At 44.6% G+C, this 26,820-nt stretch carries 19 protein-coding genes; 10 read left to right on the top strand and 9 right to left on the bottom strand.

Annotation, left to right across the window (positions count from 1 at the left end):
• Nucleotides 1–63: 63 nt before the first annotated feature.
• Entirely contained in the window at nt 64–759 is a 696-nt protein-coding gene (locus tag JHD69_RS09050; protein WP_199139511.1) for a DUF6134 family protein, read from the bottom strand.
• Nucleotides 760–996: 237 nt separating this feature from the next.
• On the opposite strand from JHD69_RS09050, the gene JHD69_RS09045 reads away from it, so the two are divergent.
• The 5 genes from JHD69_RS09045 (at nt 997) to JHD69_RS09025 (ending at nt 8,694) form a co-directional block, all read left to right on the top strand.
• Complete coding sequence (locus JHD69_RS09045; RefSeq protein WP_199139508.1) at nt 997–1,581, top strand: TetR/AcrR family transcriptional regulator; 585 nt, start codon at nt 997–999, stop codon at nt 1,579–1,581.
• 37 nt (nt 1,582–1,618) lie between these two features.
• On the top strand, nt 1,619–2,788 hold the full coding sequence (locus tag JHD69_RS09040) for an efflux RND transporter periplasmic adaptor subunit (RefSeq protein WP_199139506.1): 1,170 nt from the start codon (nt 1,619–1,621) through the stop codon (nt 2,786–2,788).
• Between the two features lie 42 nt (nt 2,789–2,830).
• Complete coding sequence (locus tag JHD69_RS09035) at nt 2,831–6,007, top strand: efflux RND transporter permease subunit (RefSeq protein WP_199139504.1); 3,177 nt, start codon at nt 2,831–2,833, stop codon at nt 6,005–6,007.
• A gap of 111 nt (nt 6,008–6,118) precedes the next feature.
• Nucleotides 6,119–7,525 carry an efflux transporter outer membrane subunit gene (locus JHD69_RS09030; RefSeq protein ID WP_199139502.1) on the top strand — a complete coding sequence of 469 codons (1,407 nt, stop codon included), beginning with the start codon at nt 6,119–6,121 and terminating at the stop codon, nt 7,523–7,525.
• 128 nt (nt 7,526–7,653) lie between these two features.
• Entirely contained in the window at nt 7,654–8,694 is a 1,041-nt protein-coding gene (locus JHD69_RS09025) for a phosphotransferase enzyme family protein (RefSeq protein WP_199139500.1), read from the top strand.
• Nucleotides 8,695–8,860: 166 nt separating this feature from the next.
• Here JHD69_RS09025 and JHD69_RS09020 read toward each other — a convergent pair whose 3' ends face one another.
• Nucleotides 8,861–10,132 carry a metal-dependent hydrolase family protein gene (locus JHD69_RS09020; protein WP_199139498.1) on the bottom strand — a complete coding sequence of 424 codons (1,272 nt, stop codon included), beginning with the start codon at nt 10,130–10,132 and terminating at the stop codon, nt 8,861–8,863.
• Nucleotides 10,133–10,228: 96 nt separating this feature from the next.
• Complete coding sequence (locus JHD69_RS09015; RefSeq protein WP_199139497.1) at nt 10,229–11,479, bottom strand: erythromycin esterase family protein; 1,251 nt, start codon at nt 11,477–11,479, stop codon at nt 10,229–10,231.
• 73 nt (nt 11,480–11,552) lie between these two features.
• Between JHD69_RS09015 and JHD69_RS21465 the strand changes: the two genes are divergently transcribed.
• Together JHD69_RS21465 and JHD69_RS09005 are read left to right on the top strand one after the other, a co-directional pair.
• Nucleotides 11,553–12,710, top strand: coding sequence for a sensor histidine kinase (locus JHD69_RS21465; RefSeq protein ID WP_199139496.1), 1,158 nt, complete (start codon nt 11,553–11,555; stop codon nt 12,708–12,710).
• Nucleotides 12,707–13,387, top strand: coding sequence for a LytR/AlgR family response regulator transcription factor (locus tag JHD69_RS09005; RefSeq protein WP_199139495.1), 681 nt, complete (start codon nt 12,707–12,709; stop codon nt 13,385–13,387). The genes JHD69_RS21465 and JHD69_RS09005 overlap by 4 nt, the downstream gene beginning before the upstream one ends.
• 2 nt (nt 13,388–13,389) lie before the next feature.
• Here the strand turns inward: JHD69_RS09005 and JHD69_RS09000 are convergent, their stop codons facing one another.
• A complete protein-coding gene (locus JHD69_RS09000; protein WP_199139494.1) occupies nt 13,390–14,121 on the bottom strand; it encodes a LytR/AlgR family response regulator transcription factor in 732 nt (243 codons plus the stop codon).
• Entirely contained in the window at nt 14,118–15,614 is a 1,497-nt protein-coding gene (locus JHD69_RS08995; RefSeq protein WP_199139493.1) for a sensor histidine kinase, read from the bottom strand. The genes JHD69_RS09000 and JHD69_RS08995 overlap by 4 nt, the downstream gene beginning before the upstream one ends.
• 238 nt (nt 15,615–15,852) lie before the next feature.
• Here JHD69_RS08995 and JHD69_RS08990 point away from each other — a divergent pair, with 238 nt between their 5' ends.
• Nucleotides 15,853–16,752, top strand: a complete 900-nt coding sequence (locus JHD69_RS08990) for an ABC transporter ATP-binding protein (RefSeq protein WP_233165801.1) — start codon at nt 15,853–15,855, stop codon at nt 16,750–16,752.
• Nucleotides 16,749–20,267: a M1 family aminopeptidase gene (locus JHD69_RS08985; protein WP_199139490.1), complete on the top strand. Its 3,519-nt coding sequence runs from the start codon at nt 16,749–16,751 to the stop codon at nt 20,265–20,267. Before JHD69_RS08990 ends, JHD69_RS08985 begins: the two co-directional genes overlap by 4 nt.
• 70 nt (nt 20,268–20,337) lie before the next feature.
• Here JHD69_RS08985 and JHD69_RS08980 read toward each other — a convergent pair whose 3' ends face one another.
• The 3 genes from JHD69_RS08980 to JHD69_RS08970 all read right to left on the bottom strand — a co-directional run bounded on the left by JHD69_RS08980 (nt 20,338) and on the right by JHD69_RS08970 (nt 23,600).
• Complete coding sequence (locus JHD69_RS08980) at nt 20,338–21,336, bottom strand: aldo/keto reductase (RefSeq protein ID WP_199139488.1); 999 nt, start codon at nt 21,334–21,336, stop codon at nt 20,338–20,340.
• A 47-nt stretch (nt 21,337–21,383) separates the two neighbouring features.
• The gene (locus tag JHD69_RS08975) at nt 21,384–22,601 is read right to left on the bottom strand and encodes a multidrug effflux MFS transporter (RefSeq protein WP_199139486.1); all 1,218 of its coding nucleotides are present in this window, start codon (nt 22,599–22,601) and stop codon (nt 21,384–21,386) included.
• A 90-nt stretch (nt 22,602–22,691) separates the two neighbouring features.
• Nucleotides 22,692–23,600 (bottom strand): helix-turn-helix domain-containing protein, encoded by a 909-nt coding sequence (locus JHD69_RS08970; RefSeq protein WP_199139484.1) that lies wholly within the window; start codon nt 23,598–23,600, stop codon nt 22,692–22,694.
• Nucleotides 23,601–23,759: 159 nt separating this feature from the next.
• Between JHD69_RS08970 and JHD69_RS08965 the strand changes: the two genes are divergently transcribed.
• Nucleotides 23,760–25,196 carry a S41 family peptidase gene (locus tag JHD69_RS08965; RefSeq protein WP_199139482.1) on the top strand — a complete coding sequence of 479 codons (1,437 nt, stop codon included), beginning with the start codon at nt 23,760–23,762 and terminating at the stop codon, nt 25,194–25,196.
• Nucleotides 25,197–25,314: 118 nt separating this feature from the next.
• Here JHD69_RS08965 and JHD69_RS08960 read toward each other — a convergent pair whose 3' ends face one another.
• Nucleotides 25,315–25,968: a YceI family protein gene (locus JHD69_RS08960; protein WP_199139480.1), complete on the bottom strand. Its 654-nt coding sequence runs from the start codon at nt 25,966–25,968 to the stop codon at nt 25,315–25,317.
• Between the last annotated feature and the right edge of the window lie 852 nt (nt 25,969–26,820).

The raw sequence follows: 26,820 nt of genomic DNA, 5'->3' as shown, positions 1-26,820 counted from the left end.
TACTTATGCTTTGACTCAATCCTTCATTCATTCTCTCATTCTCTCATTCATTCATTCCCTCATTCAGTCATTTCCTTCAACCAATTCCATCGTAATGGTGTACAGCGAATGATGTATCTCTACCGTTTTGCAGCTGCCATTCTGGAAATAATAGGTGTTGTAATTGCCATCGGGCAGATCGATGCGGTAATTGTTCGTGCCGATTTTCTTGATGGGCAGCATCTGCTGGAAATGATCCGAATAAACCTGCAAAATATGGATAGGTTCCTGGCAATACAGCAACATCATGTTGTAATTGATGCTCGCATTGAACCAGCTGCTTTTGTTGCCGGCTAAAAGCTGGTAGTTTTGTTGCAGGAGCTTGGTTTGCCGGTTTTCTTTTTCCTTGCTGTTTACCTTGCGATAAACGCTCGAATACTGGAGCTGTCCGTTTTTAAAAAACGATTCGTCGGCAGTTTGCACATTGATTTCAAAAATGAAACGGGTTTTCACTTTCGAGCTCATCTTTAAAAATGTTTCGGCACCATGCTGTTTTTGTTGCAGCAGCAGCTGCCCGATGACGGTTCCGTTTCGTTTGATCAGATAGGTAGCCGTTTTTTCCTCAGCATGCGCGAACAGACTCAAGATTACGAAAAGCAAAAGGATGGTTTTCTTTTTGGTAAACCTTAGCAGGTTGCCTGTGCCCAATTGCAGGTATAGCTGATGTAAGGTTGGTTGTGCATATTTTTTGAACAACCAAAATAAAAGTGCTGGTATCATAAGCTAATTTTTGTGGTGTGTTAAAGGCGTTTTAATAGTAATACAACCCAACTTGGTTTTACCCCTATGTGGTTTTTGTTTTTTTTGAAGTAAGGGAATAGGAAATGGATGAGTAGGAAATAGGTATTAGGCATTTATCAAGCCTTTGTCATAAATCGGCTACATTTTTGATAGGAAATAGGCAGGTTAAAATAGATGTCTACATTTGTTTAACAAAAATGTTAAACACAATTGTAAATGGCGCAGCGAGATACGGGAACTGAACAGCTTATTAAAGATACCGCCAAGCGGATCTTTTTTTCTGAGGGAAAATTACATGCTACAACACAGGATATTGCAGATGCGGCTGGTGTTAACCGCACCTTGTTAAACTATTATTTTAGATCGAGGGATATTTTATTTGAACAGGTAGCTACCGAAGCGCGCGCAGAAATGTCGAAAGAAATGGACGGTGTTTTCGCTTCGCAGCTTGAGTTTAAGGACAAGCTCGAAAAACTGATCCATGTTTTTATGGATCAGGCTATGCAATATCCTTACCGGGAGATGTATATCATCACCGATTTGAACCGCAACGACCGTCAGGTTCCGGAAGAGAAGAAGACCAGGGTATCGGCATTTTTGAAGGAAATAAGTGCCGAAATGGACAAAGGCAAGATCAAGCGGATGGATCCGCGCCACTTCTGCATGAATCTGTTCGCCTTAATGGCTTATCCATTAATTAATAATTGCTTAAACAAATCACTATATAACATCAACGATGCTGAATACCTCGAGCTGATGAAAGAGCGTAAAAAGCTAATTTTTGAAATGGTTTATCAATAAAATCAACATGAAACACAAAAGCAAACCCCATATTAATATGAAAACAACAATTCGATTATCGCTTATTTTATTCCTGGGCACCGTACTTGCTTCTTGCGGTGGTAAAGACGATAAGGCGGCAAAGGCAGCGGCGGCAGCCGGGCAGCCACAAGCCTATCCGGTTTTTGCCGTGAGCACCCAAGCTACTACCTTGGATCAAGATTATCCGGCTACCATCGAAGGTATCCAGGACATAGACATCAGGCCAAAAGTTGACGGATTTATCGAAAAAATCTACGTTGACGAGGGTGCTGTGGTGAAGAAGGGGCAATTGCTTTTTACCATCAATGCGCCACAATACGAACAGCAGGTGAGAACCGCAACGGCCGCCATCAGCAGCGCCGAAGCCAATGTAAACGCAGCGCAGCTACAGGTCAATAAAACCAAGCCCCTGGTTGATAAGGAAATCATCAGCAAATACGAACTCGAAGCGGCTCAATTAACTCTGCAGAGCAGAAAAGCAGCATTGGCCCAGGCAAAAGCCGATTTGGTAAATGCCAAAACCAATTTGGGCTATACTTCAATTACCAGTCCGGTTGATGGCGTTGTGGGCAGTCTTCCTTACAAAACCGGTACTTTGGTAAGCAGCACCAGCGCACAGCCTTTAACTACGGTTTCTAATATTTCGAAAGTTTATGCCTACTTCTCGCTCAACGAAAAGCAGCTGCTCGATTTCTCTACTACCTATAAGGGCAAAACCTTGGCCGAGCAGATGAAGAATATCCCGGCGGTAAGCCTGGTTTTGGCCGATGGCAGCGTCTATGCGCAAAACGGCAAGATCGAGTCGATCAACGGCCAGATTAACACCAGCACAGGTTCGGCCAGCTTAAGGGCAACTTTCCCTAATCCGGTATCTCTACTAAAAAGCGGAGCCAGCGCTTTGGTCCGTATTCCGCAACACTTGGAGAACGTTATCCTGATTCCTCAAAAATCGACTACTGATTTGCAAGGAAAGAAATTTGTATATGTTTTGGGCGACTCGGCTAAAGTGGTTAGCACCGAAATTCAAGTTATGGAATTGACAAAGGGCAATTTCTACGTGGTAACCAAGGGCTTAAAGGCAGGCGATAAAGTGGTGTTGGAAGGTTTCCAGTCGCTTAAAGATGGAACGGCCATCAAGCCAGAAGAACTGAACGCCGATTCAGTACTTGCCGAAGTAAAAAAATAAGATTCATTTAAATACTGGCTTGGTCCAGCAGCATTAGCATTTATGTTTAAAAAATTTATAGAGAGACCGGTACTATCAACGGTTATATCCATCATCATCGTTATATTGGGTATTTTGGGCTTGATTACCCTGCCTGTATCCCAATATCCCGAAATTGCGCCGCCTACCGTTCAGGTTTCGGCTTCGTACCAAGGTGCCAATGCCGATGTAGTTATGAATAGCGTAGTTGTTCCGCTCGAAGAACAAATCAACGGGGTAGAAGACATGACCTACATGACTTCTAGCGCTGGCAACGACGGTACGGCAACCATTACCGTTAACTTTAAATTGGGCACCAACCCCGATCTGGCCGCGGTAAACGTACAGAACAGGGTGGCCCGCGCGACCAGCTTATTGCCGGCAGAGGTTACCCGATCGGGCGTAATTACGGCCAAGAGACAGGCCAGTAACGTGTTGATTTTTGGTATTTACAGTGATGACCCTTCCTACGACCAAAAATTCTTGCAGAACTATGCCAACATCAATATCATCCCTCAAATTAAGCGTATCAATGGGGTAGGCGATGCGAGTGCTTTTGGTTTGATGGACTACACCATGCGTATTTGGCTAAAGCCCGATGTAATGGCTACCTATGGTTTGGTACCTAATGATATCAGTGTGGCTTTGGCCGAGCAGAACATCGAAGCGGCGCCGGGCCAGTTTGGCGAGCAGGGCAATCAGGCCTTCCAGTACATTTTAAAATACACGGGCAGGCTTAAAAACGAAACCGAGTTTGGCAACATCATTATCAGAACCGGTGCCAACGGCGAAGTATTGCGTCTGAAAGATATCGCCCGCATCGAAATGGGTGCACAAAGCTACAGCAGCTCGGTAAAATTCGATGGCAAACAGGCCTTGGGTATCGCCATTAACCAAACGGCAGGCTCAAATGCAAAAGAAGTAATCGAAAACTCGATCAAAACTTTGGATCTGGCCTCAAAATCCTTTCCTAAGGGCGTACACTACCAGGCACTGGTTAATGTCAACGATTTCTTGGATGCCTCTATCGAAAAGGTATTGCATACGCTAGTTGAGGCCTTTATTTTGGTGTTTATCGTAGTGTTTATCTTCTTGCAGGATTTCCGCTCTACCTTAATCCCAGCCATCAGTGTGCCGGTGGCTATTATCGGTACCTTCTTCTTCCTCAGCCTCTTTGGCTTTACCATCAACCTGTTAACCCTTTTCGCCTTGGTATTGGCCATTGGTATTGTGGTAGATGATGCCATTGTGGTGGTAGAGGCGGTGCATGCGAAGCTCGACCATGGCTATAAATCGGCCAAACAGGCAACCATCGATGCGATGGACGACATTAGCGGTGCCATTATTTCGATTACCCTGGTTATGGCGGCGGTATTTATTCCGGTAAGTTTTATCCAAGGTTCGTCGGGTGTGTTCTACAAACAGTTCGGTTTAACCTTGGCCATTTCAATTATCCTTTCGGCCATTAATGCCTTAACTTTAAGTCCGGCACTCTGTGCCTTGTTCTTAAAGCCGCACAAGGAAGAGCACGAAAAATCGAAAAACTTTTTGCAGCGCTTTTATGCGGGCTTTAATGCCGGTTTCGACAGCATGACTTCCCGTTATAAACGGGCGGTGAACTTCCTGTCGCATGCCAAGTGGATAGCAGGCTTAGGCATTGCCATTTTTGCGGCGGTGCTGATTTACCTCATGAATACCACGCCAAAAGGATTTGTGCCCAACGAGGATTTGGGAACAGTGTTTTCTGATATTTCCCTACCTCCGTCAACCTCACAGGAAGCCACCAATGTGGTGATTACCCAAATAGACAGCATTGTAAAAACCATTCCCGAAATCAAACACTCGTTTAGGGTAGTGGGCCGAAGCTTGATCAGTGGTACCGGCAGTTCGTACGGTATGGTAATTGCCCGTTTGGCACCTTGGGACCAGCGTAAGCGCGATGTGAAGGCCATTATTGGCGAATTATTTGCCAAAACAGCCCGCATTAAAGGCGCAAAGATTATTTTCTTTGCACCGCCAACCATCCAAGGTTTTGGTACCAGCGGTGGTTTCGAATTCCAGCTGCAGGACAAAACCGGTGGCGATATCAGGAAGTTTAATGAAATAGGACAGGGCTTCTTGGCCGCATTGGCCAAACGTCCTGAAATACAATATGCATCAACTTCATTTAACCCTAATTTCCCCCAATATCAAATCAATGTGAACGTGGCCAAGGTAAAACAGGCAGGCCTAACGGTGAGCGATGTTTTAGGCGTGTTGCAAGGTTATTATGGCGGTGTTTATGCCTCTAACTTCAACAAGTTTGGCAAGCAGTTTAGGGTAATGTACCAGGCCGAACCGCAATACCGTGCCAACCAGCAAAGCCTGAACAGCATCTATGTACGCAATTCGGGTGGCAAAATGGCTCCGGTTAGCGAGTTCATCACCTTAGAGAAGGTTTATGGGCCACAGGCTATTTCGCGTTTCAACTTGTTTACCTCAATTTCGGTAACAGGCGCACCTAATCCTAGCTTTAGCTCGGGCGATGCCTTGAAAGCGGTTCAGGAAGAAGCGGCCATCCACCTGCCGGCGGGTTACGGCTACGAGTTTTCGGGTCTTTCCCGCGAGGAGGTGAGCAGCGGGAGCCAAACCGTGTTTATCTTCCTGCTTTGCGTAATATTTGTGTATTTCTTGCTTTGCGCACAGTACGAGAGTTATATTTTGCCTTTGGCAGTATTGATTTCCTTGCCGATTGGTTTGGCTGGTGTATTCATCTTCGATAAAATCTTTGGCGTGGACAATAACATTTATACCCAGATTACCCTCATTATGTTGGTAGGTTTATTGGCTAAAAATGCCATCCTGATCGTAGAGTACGCGGTTGACAGAAGGCGTAAGGGCATGAGCATTGTAAATGCAGCCATTGATGGCGCTACGGCGCGTTTGCGTCCAATTTTGATGACTTCATTTGCCTTTATCCTGGGTTTGTTGCCATTGATGATTTCTACAGGTGTAGGCGCTGCAGGTAACAAATCTATCGGTACAGGTGCCGTAGGCGGTATGTTGATCGGTACCATTTTCGGGATTTTCGTTATTCCGGCCTTGTTTATCGTTTTTCAGACCCTGCAAGAGAAAGTAAGCAACAAATCGCCATTTGACGAAGGCTACGATGCGGAACAGGCTTCGCTGGAGTTTCCAGAGGTTGATGCCCGCGAACATTAATAGAATTATTGAATGAGCGAATTATTGAATGATTGAATGGGAAGATAGAGCCGACGGGGTTAAAATTCAGTCATTCAAAATTCAATCACTCAAAATTAAACATACAAACAGATGAACTCTAGACATAAATATTCGTTATTAATCCTTGGCTTTGTTGTATTGAGCCTCAGTGCCTGTGTAACCAAAAAATACACGCGTCCGGAGGTTATCAGTGATAATTTGTACCGTAGCCAAACGGGTACAGATAGCACTACCATTGCCAATCTGCCATGGAAAACCTTGTTTGCCGATACCGAGCTACAAACCTTGATTGAACAAGGGCTAAAAGAAAACCTCGATTTAAAAACGGCCATCGAGCGTATTAAAGTGGCCGAAGCCACCTTGTTGCAAAACAGGATGGCCTTGTTGCCAAGCCTGCAAGGCGATGTTTCGGTAACCGATGCCAAGCAATCGAAAGCCGCATTAAACTTTCCGGCAGGCGTTAACATCGATTTGGAAACCCAAACATACCGTGCGCAGCTCAGCACCAGCTGGGAAGCCGATATTTGGGGCAAATTGAGCAGCGCCAAGCGTTCGGCTTATGCCGCCTTATTGCAAAGCGATGCCGCCAAGCGCGCCGTACAAACCCAACTGATTGCCAATATTGCCAATGCCTACTACAATTTGTTGGCCTTGGATCAGCAGTTGGCCATTACCGAACAAACGGTTAAAGTGAGGGAGAAAAGCGTAAGCACCATGAAAGAGCTGAAAGAAGGAGCGATTGTAAACGGTGCCGCGGTAGTGCAAAGCGAAGCCAATTTGTATGCGGCACAAGTAACTATCCCCGATTTGAAAAGAAGCATCAGGGAAGCCGAAAATGCCTTGAGCATCTTGTTGGGAAGGGCGCCGGGAGCCATTGCCCGTACCAGTTTAGACAAACAAGTACCTTACGGCGATTTGAAAACCGGCGTTTCTGCACAGTTGTTGCAAAACCGCCCGGATGTGCAAGCTGCCGAATTGGGCCTGCGTTCGGCTTTCGAAAATACCAACGTAGCCAGGACTTATTTTTATCCAGCTTTAACTTTAACGGCGTCGGGTGGCTTATCGAGCTTGCAGCTGAAGGATTTCTTCAGCCACTCGATTTTCTATAACCTAGTAGGTGGCTTAACCCAACCTATTTTTGCCAAAGGCCAGAACAAGGCGCGTTTAAAAACGGCTCAGGCACAACAGCAGATTGCTTTTTATGGTTTTCAACAGAGTTTGCTAACCGCCGGACAAGAAGTGTCGAATGCTTTGTATGCTTACCAAACGGCAACCGAAAAAGAAGGTACGCGCGCCAAGCAAATCGCTTCTTTAACTAAGGCGGTTGATTTTACACAAGAATTGTTGCGCTATAGCTCGGCAACCAATTATACCGACGTACTGACCTCTGAGCAAAGCCTTTTGGCAGCGCAATTGAGTAGCGTAAGCGATAAGTTGCAAAAACTGCAAGCCGTAGTCAATTTGTACAAAGCCTTGGGTGGCGGCTGGAAGCAGTAATCTTTGAGCCTAGGCCCTCAGCTAAACTCAGGTTCAATATAGAATAAAACCAAAGAAAGCCCGCATGGTGGGCTTTCTTCGGTTTAAAAGACATCTTTACACCGGATCTGATCTATCGGTTCTACCAAATGATCCGGCTACCAACGTTCAACTATTCCTATATTTGCACCATCATGGATATTTTCCCTACGCAGTACTCAACCCTTGCTGCTCGAGCCTTAAAAGATTTTTTGGAACAGCAATATGGTTTTTCGCAAATGAAATGTCGTTTGCTGGTGCACAATGTGAGCGATACTTACCTGCTCGAAAACGATACGGAGCAATATATTTTCAAGATCTATCGCGATGCACACCGAAAACTTGACGAGATCAAGGCAGAAGTAGAACTGCTCAATATCCTCAAAGAAAATGGCGTAAGCGTTTCTTATCCAATCAAAGCCTTGGATGGCGAACAGATCCAATCTTTTAATGCGGCTGAAGGTACACGCTATGGTATTTTGCTGAGCTATGCCTTAGGCCAACCGGTTTATGAGCTTAATTCACAGCAATTGGAAACGCTGGGTACTGAAATGGCCAAATTCCATAATCTAGCCGGCGCTATTGAACTGAAACACCCAAGAAAAGCCTATACGATAGAGACTACGATCAAACAACCGATAACAGTAGTAAAACCGGCTTTCGAGGGAATGGAGGAAGTTTATGCCCAATTGGTTCAAATGGCTGATCAGGTAAGCGCCCAAATGGAAAAGCTAGATTTAAGCAATTTCAGTTACGGCTACTGCCATTTTGATTTCCTGCCTAAAAACTTTCACTTCCAAAAAAATGGTGAGCTCACTTTCTTCGATTTCGATTTTGCTGGTCAAGGATATTTGATTAACGACATCACCTCTTTTTATATCCATTATTTTTTGGAATGTTTCCATAACAAAATCAGTAGGGAAGAGGCAGAAAAATCTTTTGCCTTATTTGTGGAGGCCTATCGAAAAGTGAGGCTTCTAAGTGATGAAGAGCTTGCTACGATGCCTTATTTTGGTTTTGGCTTTTGGGTATTTTACCTCGGCTTCCAATACGAAAACTTCGACGACTGGTCGAGCATTTTCTTCGGGCCTAATTACTTAAAGCAAAGGGTAGCACTGATTGAGAAGTGGCTGGAATGGTTTCGCAACTAGTTCAATGGGTTATTAGTTCATTGATTTGCAGGGCTAAACGTAAATAGTCTAAAAAAAGCAACATGAACAGCAAGCAAAGCTGAAACAAGTCTGGACTATTTCTATATCAGTTGTCTGAAAATTAGCTTAATGCCCTTAATTTATGGATACCCAAAACGGCTATTGATCACTGGTTAAAAGCAGAACGATAAATCTTCCCGTCTTTCATCACAAACACCACTTCCTTTATTTTTTTAATATCTATACTAGGATCGCCTTGTACGGCAATGATGTCGGCCATGAGGCCCTTGCGCAGGCTTCCAATCTTTTCGTCGTAGCCAAAAGCCTTGGCATTGACCGAGGTTGCCGATCGCAACACATCGATAGGTTTCATGCCGTAGGCTACCATCAGTTCCATTTCGCGGGCATTGGTGCCATGGGCAAAAACACCCACATCGCCACCCATTAAAATGGTAACGCCATTGCGTAAGGCCAGTTCGAAGCTTTTCTTTTTGTTTTTAATGCGTTCGGGCTCTGGATCAATGCCTTTTTTCCAGCCATCATATTGTAAAGTGGCATCGCTGGTGGCCAAAGTGGGGCATAAGGCAACTCCTTTTTCCTTCATGAGCTTAAAAATCTCTTCATCGCCGTTGTCGCCGTGTTCTATGGTAGAGACACCGCCCAGAATTGCCCTGCGCATGCCTTCTTTGGTCGAGGCATGCGCAACGGTTGGCCGTCCGCTGCTTTTAGCAATGGCACTTGCGGTGGCTATTTCTTCGATGCTAAAAGTAGGGGCTGGCTTGCCGTCCAAGCCCCAGCGATAATCGGCATAGAGCTTGATCAAATCGGCACCTTTGCTAATTTGGAGGTAAACCTCTTTGGCCATTTCGGCAGTGCCGGCTACTTCGGCCGCGCCTTGTGGCAGCTCCAAATCCGCATTCTTATAGTTGGGTCCGTAGCTTCCCTTAGCCACAATGGCCTTGGTGGCAATGATCATTCTCGGTCCGCTGATTACCCCTTTTTCGATGGCTTGTTTGAGGCCCGCATCATCAAATCCAGCGCCTTCGGTACCCAAATCGCGAACGGTGGTAAAACCGGCCATTAAGGTTGCTTCGGCGTGTTTAACGGCTCTGGCGGTTCTTTCGGCACGGCTTTCCTTCAGTACCTGCTCGTTCCAGCTTACTTCGTTGTAAGGATGCAAAAACAAATGCGAGTGTCCTTCAATCAAGCCCGGCATTAAAGTTGTGCCTGGCAATTCTATAATTTTGGTATGGGCTGGCAGCTTAAAAGTCATGGCGCCTACCGCTTCAATTTGCTGGCCTTTTACCAGTACCACCCAGTTGCTGTGCAAGTTCTCGCCGTCAAAAACCTGCGCAGGCTTTAAAAGAATAAGCGAATCTTGTTGGGCAAATGCCGATAGCCCCAAACAAAGCAACATCATGGAGAAAACAGCTTTCATAAGCTCAAGATAAGAAAAAAGCGGATGTTTGTATCGTAATTCGCTGGTGTGGCTCAAGATGTAATTATAAATTTACTTATAGCGAATGCTTTTCCGTTATTTTAAAGGAGTGGCTGCATGGGTATTGCCAACAAACAAAAAAGCATCAAAATGTTGGCTGATATTGGTTTTATCGTTAGTGCTTGGATCGCTCTTTGGGCCATAGCCTATAAAACGCAAAGGCTTCGTTTCGTTTTTGCTGTTGTATTGCGCCGGGAAAATGTAAAAGGCTGGTTTATTCAAGGCTAAAAACTGGGTTTCCCACGATTCGGCTATTGTTTTTTCTAATGGATAGGCTTTCATAAGATTGGTGTAGGTATCGCGCGATTGTTCGGTGGCCGCAAAAGTGCCGGTGGCCGTTCCGGTGCCCACTACAAAATACTGGTTGGGAAACAGCTCGGCAATTTCGCCGCCCATACCGCCAACGGCATTATCGTAGACGCCGCTTTTGGCCACATGGGCATTGTGTGCCCAAATAATCATTTTATCGCGGTTGCCCTTTAATATTTCGGCTACGTTGGCAGCCATGTTTACATCGCGGCTGGGTTCTGCTTTTTTGATGGCGTTGTAATAGAAAGGAGAGAATGCCTGTTTGATATTCAATAAGATCAAATGGCTGGCTGATTTCAGCTTTTCAGGGAGCTTCGATTGCTGTATTTTCTGATCAAGGCTATCGGCCAATAAATAGCCTTTAGAGCTGCAATTGCTCATGGCGGCGAAATCAATTTTACTGTTTTTGTCGTTCGTGGCTTCCCATGTGGCATCCTGTAAAGAGGCCGGGATCTTTAAGCGGTTCACCTCAACCAAAAATTCGGGTTGCTTGGCCAATATTTTTTGCAAGGCCTCTATATCAACATTGTTGTAAACATAGTCTATGCCGTCAATTACCACTTTCTTTTGATGAGTTTGGTTGTAGCTTCGCACCCAAGTTAACAGTTCTTTGGTTTCTTCGTTCTGCCAGATGCGCAGCAGGCGCTTTTTCATCAGCGCATTCAGGTCGGCTTGGCTGTTTAGTTCTTGGTTCAGCATCAGGCCATCGCTCAGGTCGTTTTCAAAGGCAATGCGGGTAAAGCCTTTCTTTTCGATCAGTTCGCGGGTAATCCAATAGCGTAGTTTGTAAAATTCGGCGGTGCCATGCGTACCTTCGCCCAAGGCTACAATTCTTTTTTCGGCCATTTTTTCGACCAATGGTTGGGCACTTTTTACAAATGCCTGTCTGCTGGCCAGGTTAAGCTCGTTGGCCGATTGTGCCCTGGCATTAAAAGTTAAAAAGATAGCAAGGATAAAAAGTTGAAGTGTTGTTTTCATGTTCTTGTTTTTTGATGATGCAAATCAACACACAAAAAATAGGCTCGCTGTCGATTATTCGACCGAGACCGAGGTGCAGGCTGCCAAACTGTGGCTGATTTTTTTGGTCGTGCAAAAACTGGCCTTCGTCGAAAACAAACACGGCATAGTCAATAAATATTACGATTTTAGTCCCATCATGAAGAAACCAGCGCTTACTTTTCCCCTTTTTTTCGAACTGATCATCTGGCTGCTTTATGTTTGCATTTATAAGTATTCGGCTTATATGGAGAGCTCGAGTTTGCCTCACGTACCGAATAATGATTTTCCCTACCTGCAGATTTGTCTTTACGGCATCTGTTCAACATTGCTACTCATTCCGTATTACCGTTGGCTAATCCCTAATTTATTGCAGCGTAAAAAGTATCTGGGATTGTTTTTGGTTACGGTAGCCTATTTTTTGCTGCTTATGCCTTTGAATAATGCAGCAGTTTCATGGCTGTTTAAAATGGCTACGCAGGGCCTCCCGGTGAATAATTTTTTTAAATTTGCTTATCAGTATTGGGATTGGAACATGATGTTTACCGACTTGATCGCCTTTTTTTGTATCGGGCTTTCTAGGTTTTCGTATCAGAATGAAATCAAACGTCACCAGTCGGAAACCGATAACCTGCACCTGCAGCTCAATATGCTTAAAACCCAGCTGCAGCCTCATTTTTTGTTCAACACCTTAAACAGTTTGTATGGTTTGAGCTTGGTAGGGTCAAAAGAAGCGCCCCGTTTTATTTTGCTGCTTTCGCAAATGATGCAATACATTTTGTACGATTGTGATAAAGAAGAAGTGAGTTTACAGGAGGAAATCGATTTTTTAAAAGGCTATTTTGAGTTGGAACAGCAAAAGTTTCCGAAAGCCAGTATTGTTTTTCAGGCACCTGAGGTAGATGCAAGGGTGAAGATCCCGCCTTTGCTGTTTTTGCCCCTGGTCGAAAATAGTTTTAAGCACGGCCGGCATAAACTGGAAGACCATGCTTCGGTATTGGCCTATGTAGCGGTTACGCCGTCACAAATTAGCTTTACCATACAGAATGACCAACTGCAAAACACGCCTCAGCTCGGTGCAAAACCTGTTGGTGGCATCGGATTGGTCAATATCAAAAAAAGATTGGAACTTTACTATCCAAAGCAGCACCAGCTGATCTTAACAGAAGAAAACGGCCAATATGTGGCCTCCGTAATTTTGAACCGCAAATGAACTGCATTGTCATAGACGACGAGCCCATGGCTCATCAGGTATTAGAACACTACATCGGCCAAACGCCAGGCCTGGAGCATTTGGCTTCGTTCAGAAATGCTGTTGAAGCATTCGAGTATTTGGGCAAGTATAAGGTAGACCTGTTGTTTTTGGATATTGAAATGCCCCTGGTTAATGGATTGCATTTTTTGAAGGCTTTAACGCGAAGGCCAAAGACCATTTTTACTACGGCCTATAAGCAATATGCCTTTGAGAGTTATGAACTCGAGGCCGTTGATTATTTGTTAAAACCATTTTCGTACGAGCGTTTTAGGAAAGCGGTAAACAAGGCGGGCCTGTTGGATGGACCTGCCGAAGATGCTCAAATAAGCCATTTGTTGATTAAAGATGGCCAAAGCCTACTTAACCTCAGGCAACAGGATATTATATACATAGAGGGCAGCAAAGACTACGTGAAGATTTTTACCGAAGCGCAATTTTATCTGGTATACCAAACTTTGAAAGGCTTGCTCGAACAGTTGCAACCCAAACAGTTTTTTCAAGCGCATCGTTCGTACATTGTCAACAAAAACCATGTACGGCGCATTGTGGATAATAAACTGATGCTTAGCAATCAGGATTTTGTGCCGATTGGTCCCTTGTATAAAAAAGAGCTGCTGGAAGCCATGAACGGCTAGCCTTATTCTTCCATATCGAGCAATTGCTTGATCATGGACCTGAAGTTTTTGCCAATAGGCACTTCGCGTTTGTTTTTGAGGTATATGGTGTTTCCCTCCATATAGTGTACAAATTTCTTGTTCAGGATGTACGATTTATGGATGCGGACAAAGGCTGATGCCGGCAGCTGTTCTTCAAAGCTGCTCATGGTTCTGGGCGTTAGCAGGAAATCAGTGTCGCGCCAAACCTTTACATAATTGCCCAGGCTTTCCAGGTACTGTATTTCGTCTAAAGGCATCAAAACCGTCTTCTTATCCACCTTGATGGCAATTTGTGCGCTTTCGGGTGCTATGGCAGTTTGCTGTGGCACACTTGCCTTGTAAGCTTGTTTTTTGAGGTTATGGATTTCGAGTGCCCGATTGGCCGCTTTGAGCAGGCGATCGAAACGGAACGGTTTGCGCAGGTAATCGCAAACATCAAGATCGAAGCTTTCCAGTGCATATTCTTCGTAAGCCGAAGTAATGATGATGATGGGTTTGTGTGTTAGCGTTCTGATAAAATCCAGGCCATTGAGTTTAGGCATGCGGATGTCGAGAAAAATAAGGTCGATTTCATTTTTACTCAAAAAATCCAGCGCTTCCGTTGCCCGATAAAACTGGCCTGCTACCGTTATAAAAGGAATGTCGTCCAGATAGGTGAGGATAATGTTGTGGGCCAGCGGCTCATCGTCTATAATTAGGCAACGTAAACTCATGATAACTGGAGGAATAGCTGTGCTTTAAAAATAGAATTATCTTTGCTGATGGTCAAGCGATGTTGGTTTGGGTAAAGCAACTCTAAACGTTTAACCAAGTTTTGAAGGCCAATGCCGCCTGCTTTTTCAGGTTCGTCATTTTCGAATGAATTTTCGCAGCAGCAATAAAGCTCCTTTTGTTGGCAGTGTAGCTTTAATCGTAAAAATGCGGTTTCTTCGGCGGGTTCAATGCCGTGTTTAAAAGCATTTTCTAGTAAGATGATGAGCATCAGGGGCGCGATGGTTTGTTTGTCGTCGCTAATTTCCACTTCAAATTTAAGATCTAAAGGCTTTTTGAGCCTGATTTGTTGCAATTGGAGGTAGTCTTCGATGTATTTCAGCTCGTCGGCCAAGCTTACCTGCTTTTCCTGGCCTTTGTAAATGGTATAGCGCATCAGCTCGGCCAGTTGTAAAATACTTTCGGGCGTTTTGTCCGATTTTTGCAGGCTTAATGCATAAAGGTTGTTGAGCGTATTGAAAAAGAAATGGGGATTGAGCTGCTGCTTCAGCAAATCGAGTTCGGCTTGCGATTTTTCTTTTTCCAATGCAATAATCTGGTTGTTCTGCTTACCCCATTGCAACGAAAGTACAATAGGCAGGCTCAAAATCATAATTCCTATTACGCTAAAGGCATTTTCGAGGTCGAAGGGATTGGGAGAGAAAATATCGCGCCCAAATATCTTGTTAATGGGCAAAAACAACAAAAGCTGTGCAATAATGGGGTAGAGGATAACAACGGTTGTCAATAAGCTTAAGATGTAACTGGTGAGTCCCTGTTGTTTCAGTACTTTGGCCACAAGGTAGCGGTTGTTGATGAAAAAGAACAGGTAACCCGATAGGTACATGATTAAAAACTGGACAAAAAAACTGATAAAAGCACTGAAATGGCGTATAACCTTAAAAAAACTGAACTCTAATCCTATCAATAGGTTGTTTTGGTGGTCGTAACGCGGGTTGCCCATACTCGATACCGCCATTATGGAAATGGTAAGCGCAAAAAGTACGATGCTGATCAACACTGCATTTTCGAGTCCTATTTTTTTGATCCATTTCACATGTCTGATGCTGTTTTGATAGTAGCTGTTGATGCGCAGCAATAATGCTAAAGCCAAGGCTGCACCCGCAGTAAGTGCATACAGGTTAATGTATTGCCACTGAAATAGGCAGGCAAAAAGGGTAGCTATTGCAGGCAGGCAAACCATGAAGCAAAGCAACCAATAGCGCAGATATTTTTTTCGTGCAGTGTTGGCCTGTAATTGTGGGTTGAACCACGAAAATAACAGGCAAGGTGCCAGAACCGGAAAAGTAAGCGATAGGTAGTTGAAATAATTGTCCCAGGTGGTTGCACCCTTATCCCATAAGAAAAGAATGGCAATCCAAAACCAAAGCCCAATAAAAATAAAGAACTCTTGGTGTTTGAAAATCACATTTAAGCGGGCTGCCGATTTATCCATTGCTTTAAAAATAACGAAAGAACAACAAATTGCCCATATCCTCAAATCTAAATGACGAAGGGGGGCTTTTTGGTGATGAAAGGAAAACCGGTTTATCGTCTACGGTCAATAGCGGTATTGGTCTTTGCGCTTTAACCTCGTTTCGAGCCTTTCATCATCGTTACCAGCGCCTTCGTCACTAAAATTTAAGGGAATGGAAACGGCTGGTTTTCTTTGTTCCATCATAATTCGAATGACCATGGAAAGACTTCATCTACAAAATCTTAGCAAGCAGTATGGCAATGGCGTAAAGGCCTTGGACCATGTTACGCTTAGTATTGGCAATGGCATGTTCGGTTTGCTTGGCCCTAACGGCGCGGGCAAATCGTCGCTGATGCGCACCCTGGCTACGTTGCAGCTCCCCGATAGCGGACAGGTTTACTTTGATGGACAGGATATTTACCAAGATTCGCAATACATGCGCAACCAATTGGGTTATCTGCCCCAAGATTTTGGCGTTTATCCCAAAATATCGGCGGTCGATTTGCTCAACCACATGGCGGTGCTTAAAGGCATGCTCAATCAAAGCGAACGGAAAGAACAGGTGCTATCGCTGTTGCAGCAAACCAATCTGTACGAAGTGCGTAAACGTGCGGTGAGTACTTATTCTGGTGGCATGAGGCAGCGTTTTGGTATTGCCCAGGCCTTGCTCGGTAATCCGCAACTGATTATTGTTGACGAACCCACTGCCGGTTTAGACCCACTCGAACGCAACCGTTTCCACGATCTGCTGAGCGAAATAGGCGAACAGAAAGTGGTATTGCTCTCTACCCATATTGTAGAAGACGTACACGATCTTTGTCCCGAAATGGCGGTGTTGGCAGGCGGAAAAGTCATTTTAAAAGGCAAGCCATCAATTTTAACCGAAGGCCTAAATGGCAGGATATGGCGCAAAACCATTTCGAAAGAGGCTTTGGCTGATTATGCAAACGTGTTTAATGTCATTTCTACCCGAAGATTAGCTGGTCAGATCCAATTGCACGTATTGGCCGATGAGCGTCCGGCAACAGGTTTCGAGCCTTTTTATCCAGGGTTGGAAGAAGTATATTTCTCGGCGCTGTTTGGCGCACAACAGCTACAAGAGGAGGGCGGAAGATGATGGGTCAACTCTTAAGGTTCGAGCTGAAATACCATTTCGGCCAGCTTTCGTTCAAAATTACGGCCCTGTTATTCTTTGCGTTGGGCATGGTCATTGTTAATGGAGGTTTTGGCAGCAGTGAAGTATATAAAAATTCGCCCTTTACCATTACCTATATCACCAGTTTCTTGTCGTTGCTTACCGTATTTGCCAGTACGCTGTGTTGTGCCAATGTTGTGCTGAGAGATCAGGTTTACCAAATGGACAGTGTGGTATTTACCACTTCGATTAAAAAAAGGCCTTACTTTTTTGTGCGCTTTGCAGGGTTGGTGGTGGCTGTGTTTTTTATACTGGTTGTGGCTATATTGGGCATGTTGTTAGGTGGTTATTGGTTTGCTGCCGATCAGTTGGGGCCATTTAAATGGGTCAATTGCCTGCAGCCCTTGCTGGTTTTCGGCTTGCCAAATATTTTGTTTTCGTCGGCCATCATTTTTTGTACCGCAGTGCTCAGCAAAAACACAAGGGCCATTTATGCCGCAGGTGTACTGCTGTATATTTTGTACATGGCTGCTTCTATTTTGGGCAATTCGCCCATGTTGGCCAACTCGGCTTATAAAACCACCGATTCGCTGGCTGTCCCTATCTTAACAGATCCTTTTGGCCTTGCCGCTTTCTTTGCTACCGTAAAAACCTGGACCGATTTGCAACGCAACACCCAGCAATTTCCGGTTGAAGGACTGTTTTTGATGAACCGGCTGCTATGGTTAGGCTTCACGGCGGTATTGATTTTGCTGAGCTATCGCCTCTTCAACTTCAGGTTAGGGCAAACCCCTAAAAGCAAACAAGCGAAGGTGTCGAAAAGAAAAATCGCACTTGTGCCTTTCAGGAATTTTAAAACGCAGGCCCAAGGATTTGGCTATAGTTGGTTGGTGTTTAAATCGCAGTTTAGGCTCGAAACCGTTTCGCTGTTCAAGCACATTTCGTTTATGGTGATGCTCTTGCTTTGGATATTTATTTATACCATCGAGCTCAAGGACACTATATTTAACGGTCAGTACGGCACTTCCGCCTATCCAACTACGGGCCTAATTGTAGAGCAATTGCGGTCCATGCGTTTTTCGCTTATTTTGGTCATCTTTTTTGCGGCCGAGTTGTTGGGTAGCGAACGATCGGTTAATATACATTCGCTCATCTACAGCACGCCGATTGGGAACTGGCCAATGTGGGCGGCCAAAACGCTGGCACTGATGGTTTTGGTGCTGGCGCTTACCACAACCAATATAGGCATTGGCATTGCCCTGCAGTTGAGCCATGGCTATTTTAACATCGAACCGCTTACCTACATTTCTTTATACTATTACAATTCGTTGCCTTTGTGCCTGTTTGTTGTGCTTATTGTATTTGCACAGAATTTAAGTGCCAACAAATACTTGGGCATGGTATTGGGCCTCTTTGTTGCCGCGTTTTTCGTCATGGCGCAGCGCGTGGGACTGGAGCACTACCTTTTCCGCTTTGCGGCCGTACCCGATCTCGAATATTCTTATTTTAATGGTTTTGGCCATTATGCAAAGGCTTTTAATTGGTACATGGTTTATTGGTCTGGCTTTTGCGTGTTGCTGGCCGGTTTAACTGTTGCCCTATGGCAAGACCGTTTGAACAGCACTTTGACGCAACGTTTTAAAAGGATTGGCCACTTGATAAGGAGCCATAAATGGCTGTTTGGCCTAGCTATTGTTGTGTTTTTTACCAGTGGAGGCTATATTTACGAGCAAACCAATCTTGTAGGAGGCTACCAAAACAAAAAGGCCCAACTCGACTGGCGCATCCGCTACGAGAAAAAGTACAAAGCATTGGCCAATTGGCCGCAACCTACTGTTAAATCGGTTAAAACTCATGTCGATTTACTCACCAAAGAGGCCAAATACCACGTTAAGGGAAGTTATTTGCTGCAAAACGAAAGCAAGCTAGCCATTGCTAAAATTTGGGTAGGCATTAACCGGGAGGTGAATTATTTTGATGTGCGAGTACGTGCCAAGGGGAAATCGAAAATTGATCGGGAATTTAAGCAGCAGTTTATTGAATTGGAAAAACCGTTAAAACCAGGCGATACGCTGTACATGGATTTTAGTCTTGAAGTGGTTACCTCCGGTTTTGTGCCCTTTAACAAAGAAAATTCGGTAGTTGAAAATGGTTCTTACATCGAGTTGGAAAAGTTTGTGCCCGACTTTGGCTATAACAGCAGCATGGAAACAAGCGACGAAAGGGCTAGAAAAAAAGCCGGATTAGCGCCAATTGTCATCGGCAATGCCACTGACAGCAATTACCATCTGATTGATTTGGAAACTACGATATCAACAGCTCCAGATCAGCAAGTGGTTACCGTAGGCCAATTGCAAAAAGAATGGATAAAGGATGGCCGCCGTTATTTTCATTATAAAACCACACAACCTATCGATTTTATGTTCGCTTTGAGTTCGGCGCGCTATCAAGTAAAAACCGAACTCTACAAAGGCATGGCGCTTAAGCTCTACTACCTCAAAGGACATGAATACAATTTAAGCGATATGCTACAGGGTATGAAAGATGCCTTAAGCTATGGGGCAGAGTACTATAGTCCGTATCAGTTTAAGCAATTGAGTCTGGCCGAAATTCCGCAGTACAACGGGGCGGCAACCGCTTATGCCGGGGTGCTTTTTAGCGCCGAAAAGCTCAATTTCCTGACCAATTATAACAAAAGTCTGATCAACCATGCCTATGCCATTGCTGCCCACGAAACCGCGCACCAGTGGTGGGCCAACCAGCTGAGGCCCTTGTCGCAGCCCGGAGCCGATATGTTTACCGAATCGATGGCGAAATATACCGAAGCTGTACTGATGGAACATCGATATGGCAAAATGTACCTACGCAAATACCTGAGTTTCGACAACAACCTTTATTTTGTTTACAGCGCCACCGACCATGAAGAACGGCCATTGGGCAAATCGTATAACCAACCATATATCTATTATCAAAAAGGCGGGTTGGTGATGTATGCCTTGAAAGAAATGCTGGGCGAACGTGAAATGAACCTGGTGCTGAGCCGGTTGCTTGCCAAACATTCGAGCCCTAACAAAAGGGCGGGAACTGAAGACCTGGTTGCCGAATTATACAAAGCAGCTACTCATGAACAAAGGCAGTTTATAGACGAGAGTATCAACAAAATGATGGTTTACCGGATGAGCCTTAAAGTGCTGCAAGGCAAAGCGTTGGCAAACGGGCAGTACGAATTGAAGTTGCAGGTAAATATTGAGCCCAGCGAAAAGGCCGGAAGGACAGCGTTGCAGCCCCATATGACGGTAGATTTGGCCACTTTTGATCAGCTTAAGGAAGACTGGACCGACCAAACCAAACCGTTTTATTTGAAAAAGCATCATTTTACCAAACGGCAAACCATTTTGAGCATCATGGTGCCTCAAAAGCCCAAAGCTGTCGCCCTAGATCCTTATGCCTATTATTTAGACGACAACCAGCAGGACAATCTGCAAACAATTAAATAAAGAAGAAACTTTCAGCAAGCAACCAAGCTACCCAATGGGCAGCTTGGTTGGTAAGGGGTAGTTACGAAAGTTAATTGTTGACCAATTTCATGGCGCCTTCGGCATAACGGGCACCAACATTCGGATATTTTTTCAGGATTTCTTCTATCGCATTTAATTCTGCTCCTGACAGTTGTACTTCAACGGCGCCAGCATTTTCCTGTAGGTATTTTCTTTTCTTGGTGCCCGGAATAGGGATAATGTCATCACCCTGTGCCAATACCCAAGCCAAAGCCAATTGGGCAGGTGTACAGTCTTTATCCTGAGCCAACAGTGCAAAATCGGCCACTAACCTGGCATTGTTTTCGGCATGTTCGCCTTGGTTGCGGGGCAGGGTTTTTCTAAAATCGTCGGCTGTTAGGGCATTGAGGTCGAGCGTATTCGAAACCAATCCCCTTGCCAATGGCGAGTAAGGAACCAAAGTAATGCCCAGTTCTCTGGTGGTTGCCAGAATTTCGCCTTCAACATTCCTGGTTAGCAAGGAATATTCGCTTTGCAGGGCCGAAATAGGGTGCACGGCGTGTGCTTTACGGAGCGATGCCGGCGAGGCTTCGCTCAGGCCCAGGTATTTTACCTTGCCTTCTTTTACCAGCTCGGCCATGGCGCCAACGGTTTCCTCTATCGGAACATTCACATCAACACGGTGTGCGTAATACAAATCGATGGTGTCTGTTTTCAGTCTTTTCAGACTGGCTTCAACGGCTTGTTTCATCCATTTTGGCGAACCATCGAAATAGGTGCCTACGGCATTTGAAGTGCCTGTATCTTCCTTAAACCTGAAGCCAAATTTGGTGGCAATGAAAACCTTGTCGCGGTTGGGTACCAAAACCTTCGAAATCAGTTCTTCGTTAAGGCCATTGCCATAAACGTCGGCGGTATCCCAAAAATTTATGCCCAGATCCAAGGCTTTATGCAAGGTGGCAATGCTTTCGGTATCGTCGGCAGGGCCATAAGCAAAGCTCATGCCCATACAACCCAGGCCTATAGCCGATAGTTGTTCAGTTGTTTTTCCAAGATTTCTATATTTCATAACGATATGGTTTGAGTAGTCGTAAATAACGATTTGTTTATAATGTTTTAAGCTATTGCCGCCTTAGTGTTGACCACTGGTTTAACCAAAAACTGAAGCAGCAGCAAAGCAATAAGCCCGATAAACAGATAGCCGTAGCCAAGTCCTAATTGAGATTGGGGATGCAAAACGCCCACCACGGTGTAGCTGCATACCGAGGTGATGATAAAATTGGCGCCACCGCTCAAGCCGCTCGCTACTCCAGCCATTTGCGGAAACCTGCCCAAACAGTAGGCGAAATAATTGTTGAAGATGAAGCCAACGCAGACATGGATCAAAAAGGCAAAAAATATCAACGTGAAAATGTTGTTAAACCATTGCGCGCTAACGAGCATGCCCGCAATAAAAATCAACTGCAGCATATTGGCGATTCGTATTTTGGGGATAAACGGCTTTTGGATCAGTGCTTTGCCCAGCAAGCCACCGCACATCCAGGCCAGGCCCATCATCAGGGCCGCATAACCGGCTACCACAGGCGAATAGCCAAACTGATGCTCGATAATAAAGGAACCCGACAGCCCGAAAACCATGGTGGTGCCATAACAAAGCCCGATAATGAAGATGCCGTATAAGAACAGCGGTGTGCTCAGCATGGTTTTGTAGTCCTTGATGATAGATGGCAAACGAAAAGGTCGATATTCGGGAACGGTTTCGCCCGAGAAGATCGCTTCCAATACCAATACCACGATGCCGTAAACAGCCAACACATAAAAATTGGCCTGCCAGTTGAAATATTGCTGCAAGTAACCGCCTATAAACGGAGCAATAACCGGTGCCGACGACCATACGATAGATAGGGAACTCAGGTATTTTTTTCGTTCATCACCTTCATAAACATCAACAAAATAGGCTCTTTTGGCTACTACGATAAAGCCCGTGGTAATGCCCTGCACAATGCGCATGGCGTAGATTACTTCGATTTGTTTGGTTAATACGATAACGAAATTGCTACCGATGAAAATAGCCAGTGCAATGAGTGTTGGTCTGTAGCGGCCATAGCTGTCAACCAGGCTGCCGGTAATAAATTGAGCCAGTCCGTAACTGATCAGGAACAAAGCCAAGGTAAGCTGAATGGCATTTTCTGTCTGGTGCAGCTCTATGGCCATGTGCGGCATAGAAGGCAGGTACATATCGGTAATTAGGCCCGAAAGCGGGATCAATAGAAAAGCGATAAAAGTGGCTATCTTTTTGTTTTTGGGCTGCAGTTTTTGGGATAAGATTGGCATGATGAAATTTTATGATACAAAACTACTCGCAATGCTGGGCTGTATGATTATAGTTATCAAACCAAAACTTATAAAAATCAAACAGCAGTTTTAAGCCATTTGCAACCTTACGGTATTGGGGGTAATGCCTGTATTCTTTTTAAAGAAATTGGTAAAATAAGCAGGTTCCTGAAAACCCAAACTATAGCCTATTTCAGCAATGTTCCAATCGGTGTGCTGCAAAAGCGCTTTGGCTTCCTGGGTAATGCGACTGGCAATATGCTCGGTGGTGGTTTTGCCCGAAATTTCCTTTACCGAGCGGTTCAGGTGGTTGACGTGTACAGACAAGCTGTTGGCAAAATCTTGCGCAGTTTTAATTTGCAGGGCATTGGTCGGCGTATCAATAGGGAACTGACGTTCAAGTAGTTCGAGAAACAAGCCGCAGATACGGGTGGATGCATTGATCTGTTTTTTGAATTCCTCGGTAGGCGAGAGCTTCATGGCCTGGTGGATAAGCAAATGCAGGTAGTTTTTGATCACGTTGTACTTGTGCGGATAATTCGACTGGATTTCGGCCTGCATTTTCATGAAAATATCAGAGACTTCCTTTAGCGCCGCTTCATCTAAAAAGTAAACCGGATTGGCGCCTAGGCTAAACAAAGGCGATTCCTGCAAAGAACCCTTGCGTTCGCCGGGCTCAATAAAAGCATCGGTAAAAAGGCAGAACCAGCCTTCTTGTTTTTCCGATTCGGCTTCCCAAGAATATGGCACAATAGGATTGGAGAACAGCAATGCAGGTTTGTTGATGTAGATCCATTTATCGGCGTAGTGCAAAGTGCCTGTGCCTATAATGAGCGATACCTTGTAGTAATCGCGACGGCTGTAAGGCGAAATGGTAGCGCAATTATCTCTCGAAAAGATGTTGACATGGCCAATGCGCGTGTTCAGCTCCGATAGGTTTAAACAAGAATCTTTGAGGATGCGTTTGTAAAAGTCGTTGATGGTTTCGTGCTGGCTCATGGAACAAAGTTATAAAAATCAAACCTAAAGAAACGAGGGGCTAAAGTCATCGGAATGTTTTTTTAGGAGATTGAGGTGGGGCGATATTTCTGCACGATTTTTACAATTTTGATTCTTTGGATTTCGCTTATTTTGCCGGCAGAATTAATAAAACACACCATGAAGACCAGAACTATTCTCCTTGTAGCCTTACTTTTCATCACCAAAATGGCCCATGCACAAAACGAATGTGCCTGTGGCGATGCCCTGGACAAATTGATTAAGAAAATCGAAAGCGAATACCCGGGCTTCGAAGAAAAAACCAAAGACAAGATTTTGTACGAAAGTTTTAAGCAAGAGTTAAGGAAACAGGCCAATAGCGCTGAAAAGGCAAAATGTTTTGACATCTTAAAAAAATATACCTCTTTTTTCAGGGATGGCCATATCTGGATTAACCCAGCCACTTCTGTAGGTCCAAAAAGCTTGGCCAGCACCGATCCGGTTAATTTTGTGAATATCGATGTGGCAAAATTTCGGGATGGATTGAAAAAGTCACCTAAGCCGTTGGAAGGAATTTGGAAAAATAAATTTGAATGGACAGGAGGAGTGGGCTACGAAATCGGAATAACCAAAAACAGCGATGGTGTGCAAGTGGGCTTTGTCATCACCTCAAGCTCTGCTTTCTGGAAGCCCAACGAAATAAAATTCAGGCTATATCCTGATGGCAAGTTTGAATTTTATGGCTTCGATAAAACCCTGAAGACCGGGCGATACGAAATCTACAACAACAGTATCATTTATTTTAAGGAGGCAAGGGCGGCCTTTATCAAAGAAACGCCACAGTCGAACCTTACAGCCACGCAGATTAAAAGAAAAGTAGGAGAGTTTTACGGATTTACCATGAAAAAACTGACCGACAAAACCATGCTCATTACGCTGCCGTCTTTTGATTATCCTTTTGTTGATATTATCGAAGACCTTGTGGAAAGCAACCGTTCGCAGTTGGCACAGGCCGAAAACTTAATTGTCGATGTTAGGGGAAATTCGGGCGGGACAGACAATGCCTATCAAATGCTGTTGCCTTACATCATGAGCAATTCGATCAGGACGATGGGGGTGGAATACCTGGCAACCCAAACTTTAGTTAACGGCCTCGAAAGCTATATCAAAACAGTGAGCGACAAGAAAGAAAAACAGGGAGAGATAAACACAGTGAAGCGATGGATTAGCCTGTTTAAACAAAATATGGGAAAATTTGTGAATGTTGAAGGCAGTTCGTTTGCCATCCAAAAGGTCATGCCTGCCGAGAAAGGCCCCAGTCATGTGCTGGTACTTACCGATCATAGGGTAGGGAGTTCTGCCGAGAATTTCGTGATGAAGGCCAAACAAAGCAAGAAAGTAAAAGTAGCCGGCACGGTAACCTCTGGCGGATTGGATTATGCGGCGGCCCGCAGGTTCGATTTCGGCTGCCCCGAATACCTTTTGCAATTGCCTACTTTTCGTTCGTTAAGATTGCCTGATTACCCGATTGACAACATTGGCATGCAACCCGACATTTACCTGGACAAGAGCATAAAAGATTGGATTCAGTTTGCTTTGGAGTATTTGGAGCAATAGGCTGATGCGAATGGATTGACAACAGAATTTAATACAAAAACCAGTCGTGACCTGACTGGCTTTTTGTGGTTTTTGCTGGAGCCTAAGGCTATAATTCCAGAACATTAAGAACCTGGAATTATTTTTTGGCTATAATCTTGATGTCGAATGCAATGGAATCTGAAATTGCCCCATTGGCCAAATGTCCATAGAACTTTCCTGATCTATAACGGATATCCCATAATGTCCGGTCAATCGTCAGCTTGCCATTCGCTTTAACCAGTCCATTCTTAACTTCCACTTTGGCCGGAAAAGTAACAGGGTGAGTGATGTTCTTAATAGTCAGATTCCCTGTAATTTGCTTATCCTCGGTATTGGTGGAGGCAACCTTGGTAATGGCAATGGTAGAAAAGGGAAATTGCTTAACATCAAAAAAATCAGGGTCTTTTAAGTGTTTAATCAGGTTGTTATTGCTTCTATGGGCTTCATCTTCAATGGTATTCATGTTTACTTCGGCTGTGCCTCCCTTCAGTTGGCCGTTTTCGATCATCAATTCTCCTTTTGATAGATACACGTATCCTTTATGAGGGTTGACACCAGCTAACGAAGACCCTTGCCAGGTTACGGTACTTTCCTTTGTGTCTATTGCCATATATCTTTCATCCCCTGCATGTAAGGATAAAGCGCTTGTTGCTGCCTTGTTTTTATCGGCCTCCTTTACAGGTCCACGGCAACCGAAAATCAGGGATGCAATAATTAAAACGAAAGAATTAGTTGATAGTTTGTTGTTCATGCTACAGAAATTAATTGGGTTAATAATAATTGATTTTAAAAGCAGTAATGCACCCTTCTCCAGGGTTGCCTTGATGTTTAATTTGATCTGGTAAAATTACCGAGGTGCCTTGTGGCAAGGCGAACTTAGATTGTAAATAAAAATGTAAACTTTGTAAAATAATGCTGTTTTAAGCCGTATTGTATCCTGAAACGACTGATGACTCTTGCCGACATATTTTTTTGGAAACTCTCCAGCTAGCAGGATCCATAGCATCTGTTCCGTTTCTATAGACCGATGACCTCAAAGCGCTTGTTTTTGTATTTTGCGTATACCGCTTTCCAGTGTGAATGGCTTCTCTGCATGGCTAGCACCAGCTTACCCAAAAATCGGTCATTACGTATTTGCCCCTGAGGGGAGAAAAGGAAAAGCAACTGCTGCGCCTTTCAGAAGTGTGAATCCTTCTACCTGTTTGGCGGGGATAACTGCCCTTCGCTCTGCGACTTCCGCTTGAAGCTGTTTACTAAATGGCTGAGATTTTGAATAACTAAAAAGATTTGGTTGTTTAAAATAATGGGAGTTTGTTCGATTAGTTAAACAATGATCCAACCTGAATTTATAACAGCAGACCAAATATTTCTTTTTTGATTTTTTCTGTGGTTTGCTTTTGTTCTTTGGGCTTTGTAAGGAACATATATGCTTCCACAAACTTCCCAAGGTTTTCAGCTGTCTCTTATACACATCTGACGCTGCCGACGAACCACGACATGGGTAGGTCTCGGTGGGGGGGGGGGGATGTAAAAGGGGGGGGGGGGGGGGGGGGGGGGGGGGGGGGGGGGGGGGGGGGGGGGGGGGGGGGGGGGGGGGGGGGGG

This window comes from Pedobacter sp. ASV12 (genome assembly GCF_016429155.1).
In the GTDB taxonomy this organism is placed as follows: domain Bacteria; phylum Bacteroidota; class Bacteroidia; order Sphingobacteriales; family Sphingobacteriaceae; genus Pedobacter.
The sequence above is the reverse complement of the archived record's forward strand: the minus strand, read 5'-3'. Positions and strand labels throughout refer to the sequence as shown.

What these genes read in the sequence shown, in the direction of transcription:
- JHD69_RS09050 (WP_199139511.1), bottom strand. Translation starts at nt 759, where the DNA reads ATGATACCAGCACTTTTATTTTGGTTGTTCAAAAAATATGCACAACCA.
- JHD69_RS09045 (WP_199139508.1), top strand. Translation starts at nt 997, where the DNA reads ATGGCGCAGCGAGATACGGGAACTGAACAGCTTATTAAAGATACCGCC.
- JHD69_RS09040 (WP_199139506.1), top strand. Translation starts at nt 1,619, where the DNA reads ATGAAAACAACAATTCGATTATCGCTTATTTTATTCCTGGGCACCGTA.
- JHD69_RS09035 (WP_199139504.1), top strand. Translation starts at nt 2,831, where the DNA reads ATGTTTAAAAAATTTATAGAGAGACCGGTACTATCAACGGTTATATCC.
- JHD69_RS09030 (WP_199139502.1), top strand. Translation starts at nt 6,119, where the DNA reads ATGAACTCTAGACATAAATATTCGTTATTAATCCTTGGCTTTGTTGTA.
- JHD69_RS09025 (WP_199139500.1), top strand. Translation starts at nt 7,654, where the DNA reads ATGATCCGGCTACCAACGTTCAACTATTCCTATATTTGCACCATCATG.
- JHD69_RS09020 (WP_199139498.1), bottom strand. Translation starts at nt 10,132, where the DNA reads ATGAAAGCTGTTTTCTCCATGATGTTGCTTTGTTTGGGGCTATCGGCA.
- JHD69_RS09015 (WP_199139497.1), bottom strand. Translation starts at nt 11,479, where the DNA reads ATGAAAACAACACTTCAACTTTTTATCCTTGCTATCTTTTTAACTTTT.
- JHD69_RS09005 (WP_199139495.1), top strand. Translation starts at nt 12,707, where the DNA reads ATGAACTGCATTGTCATAGACGACGAGCCCATGGCTCATCAGGTATTA.
- JHD69_RS09000 (WP_199139494.1), bottom strand. Translation starts at nt 14,121, where the DNA reads ATGAGTTTACGTTGCCTAATTATAGACGATGAGCCGCTGGCCCACAAC.
- JHD69_RS08995 (WP_199139493.1), bottom strand. Translation starts at nt 15,614, where the DNA reads ATGGATAAATCGGCAGCCCGCTTAAATGTGATTTTCAAACACCAAGAG.
- JHD69_RS08990 (WP_233165801.1), top strand. Translation starts at nt 15,853, where the DNA reads ATGGAAAGACTTCATCTACAAAATCTTAGCAAGCAGTATGGCAATGGC.
- JHD69_RS08985 (WP_199139490.1), top strand. Translation starts at nt 16,749, where the DNA reads ATGATGGGTCAACTCTTAAGGTTCGAGCTGAAATACCATTTCGGCCAG.
- JHD69_RS08980 (WP_199139488.1), bottom strand. Translation starts at nt 21,336, where the DNA reads ATGAAATATAGAAATCTTGGAAAAACAACTGAACAACTATCGGCTATA.
- JHD69_RS08975 (WP_199139486.1), bottom strand. Translation starts at nt 22,601, where the DNA reads ATGCCAATCTTATCCCAAAAACTGCAGCCCAAAAACAAAAAGATAGCC.
- JHD69_RS08970 (WP_199139484.1), bottom strand. Translation starts at nt 23,600, where the DNA reads ATGAGCCAGCACGAAACCATCAACGACTTTTACAAACGCATCCTCAAA.
- JHD69_RS08965 (WP_199139482.1), top strand. Translation starts at nt 23,760, where the DNA reads ATGAAGACCAGAACTATTCTCCTTGTAGCCTTACTTTTCATCACCAAA.
- JHD69_RS08960 (WP_199139480.1), bottom strand. Translation starts at nt 25,968, where the DNA reads ATGAACAACAAACTATCAACTAATTCTTTCGTTTTAATTATTGCATCC.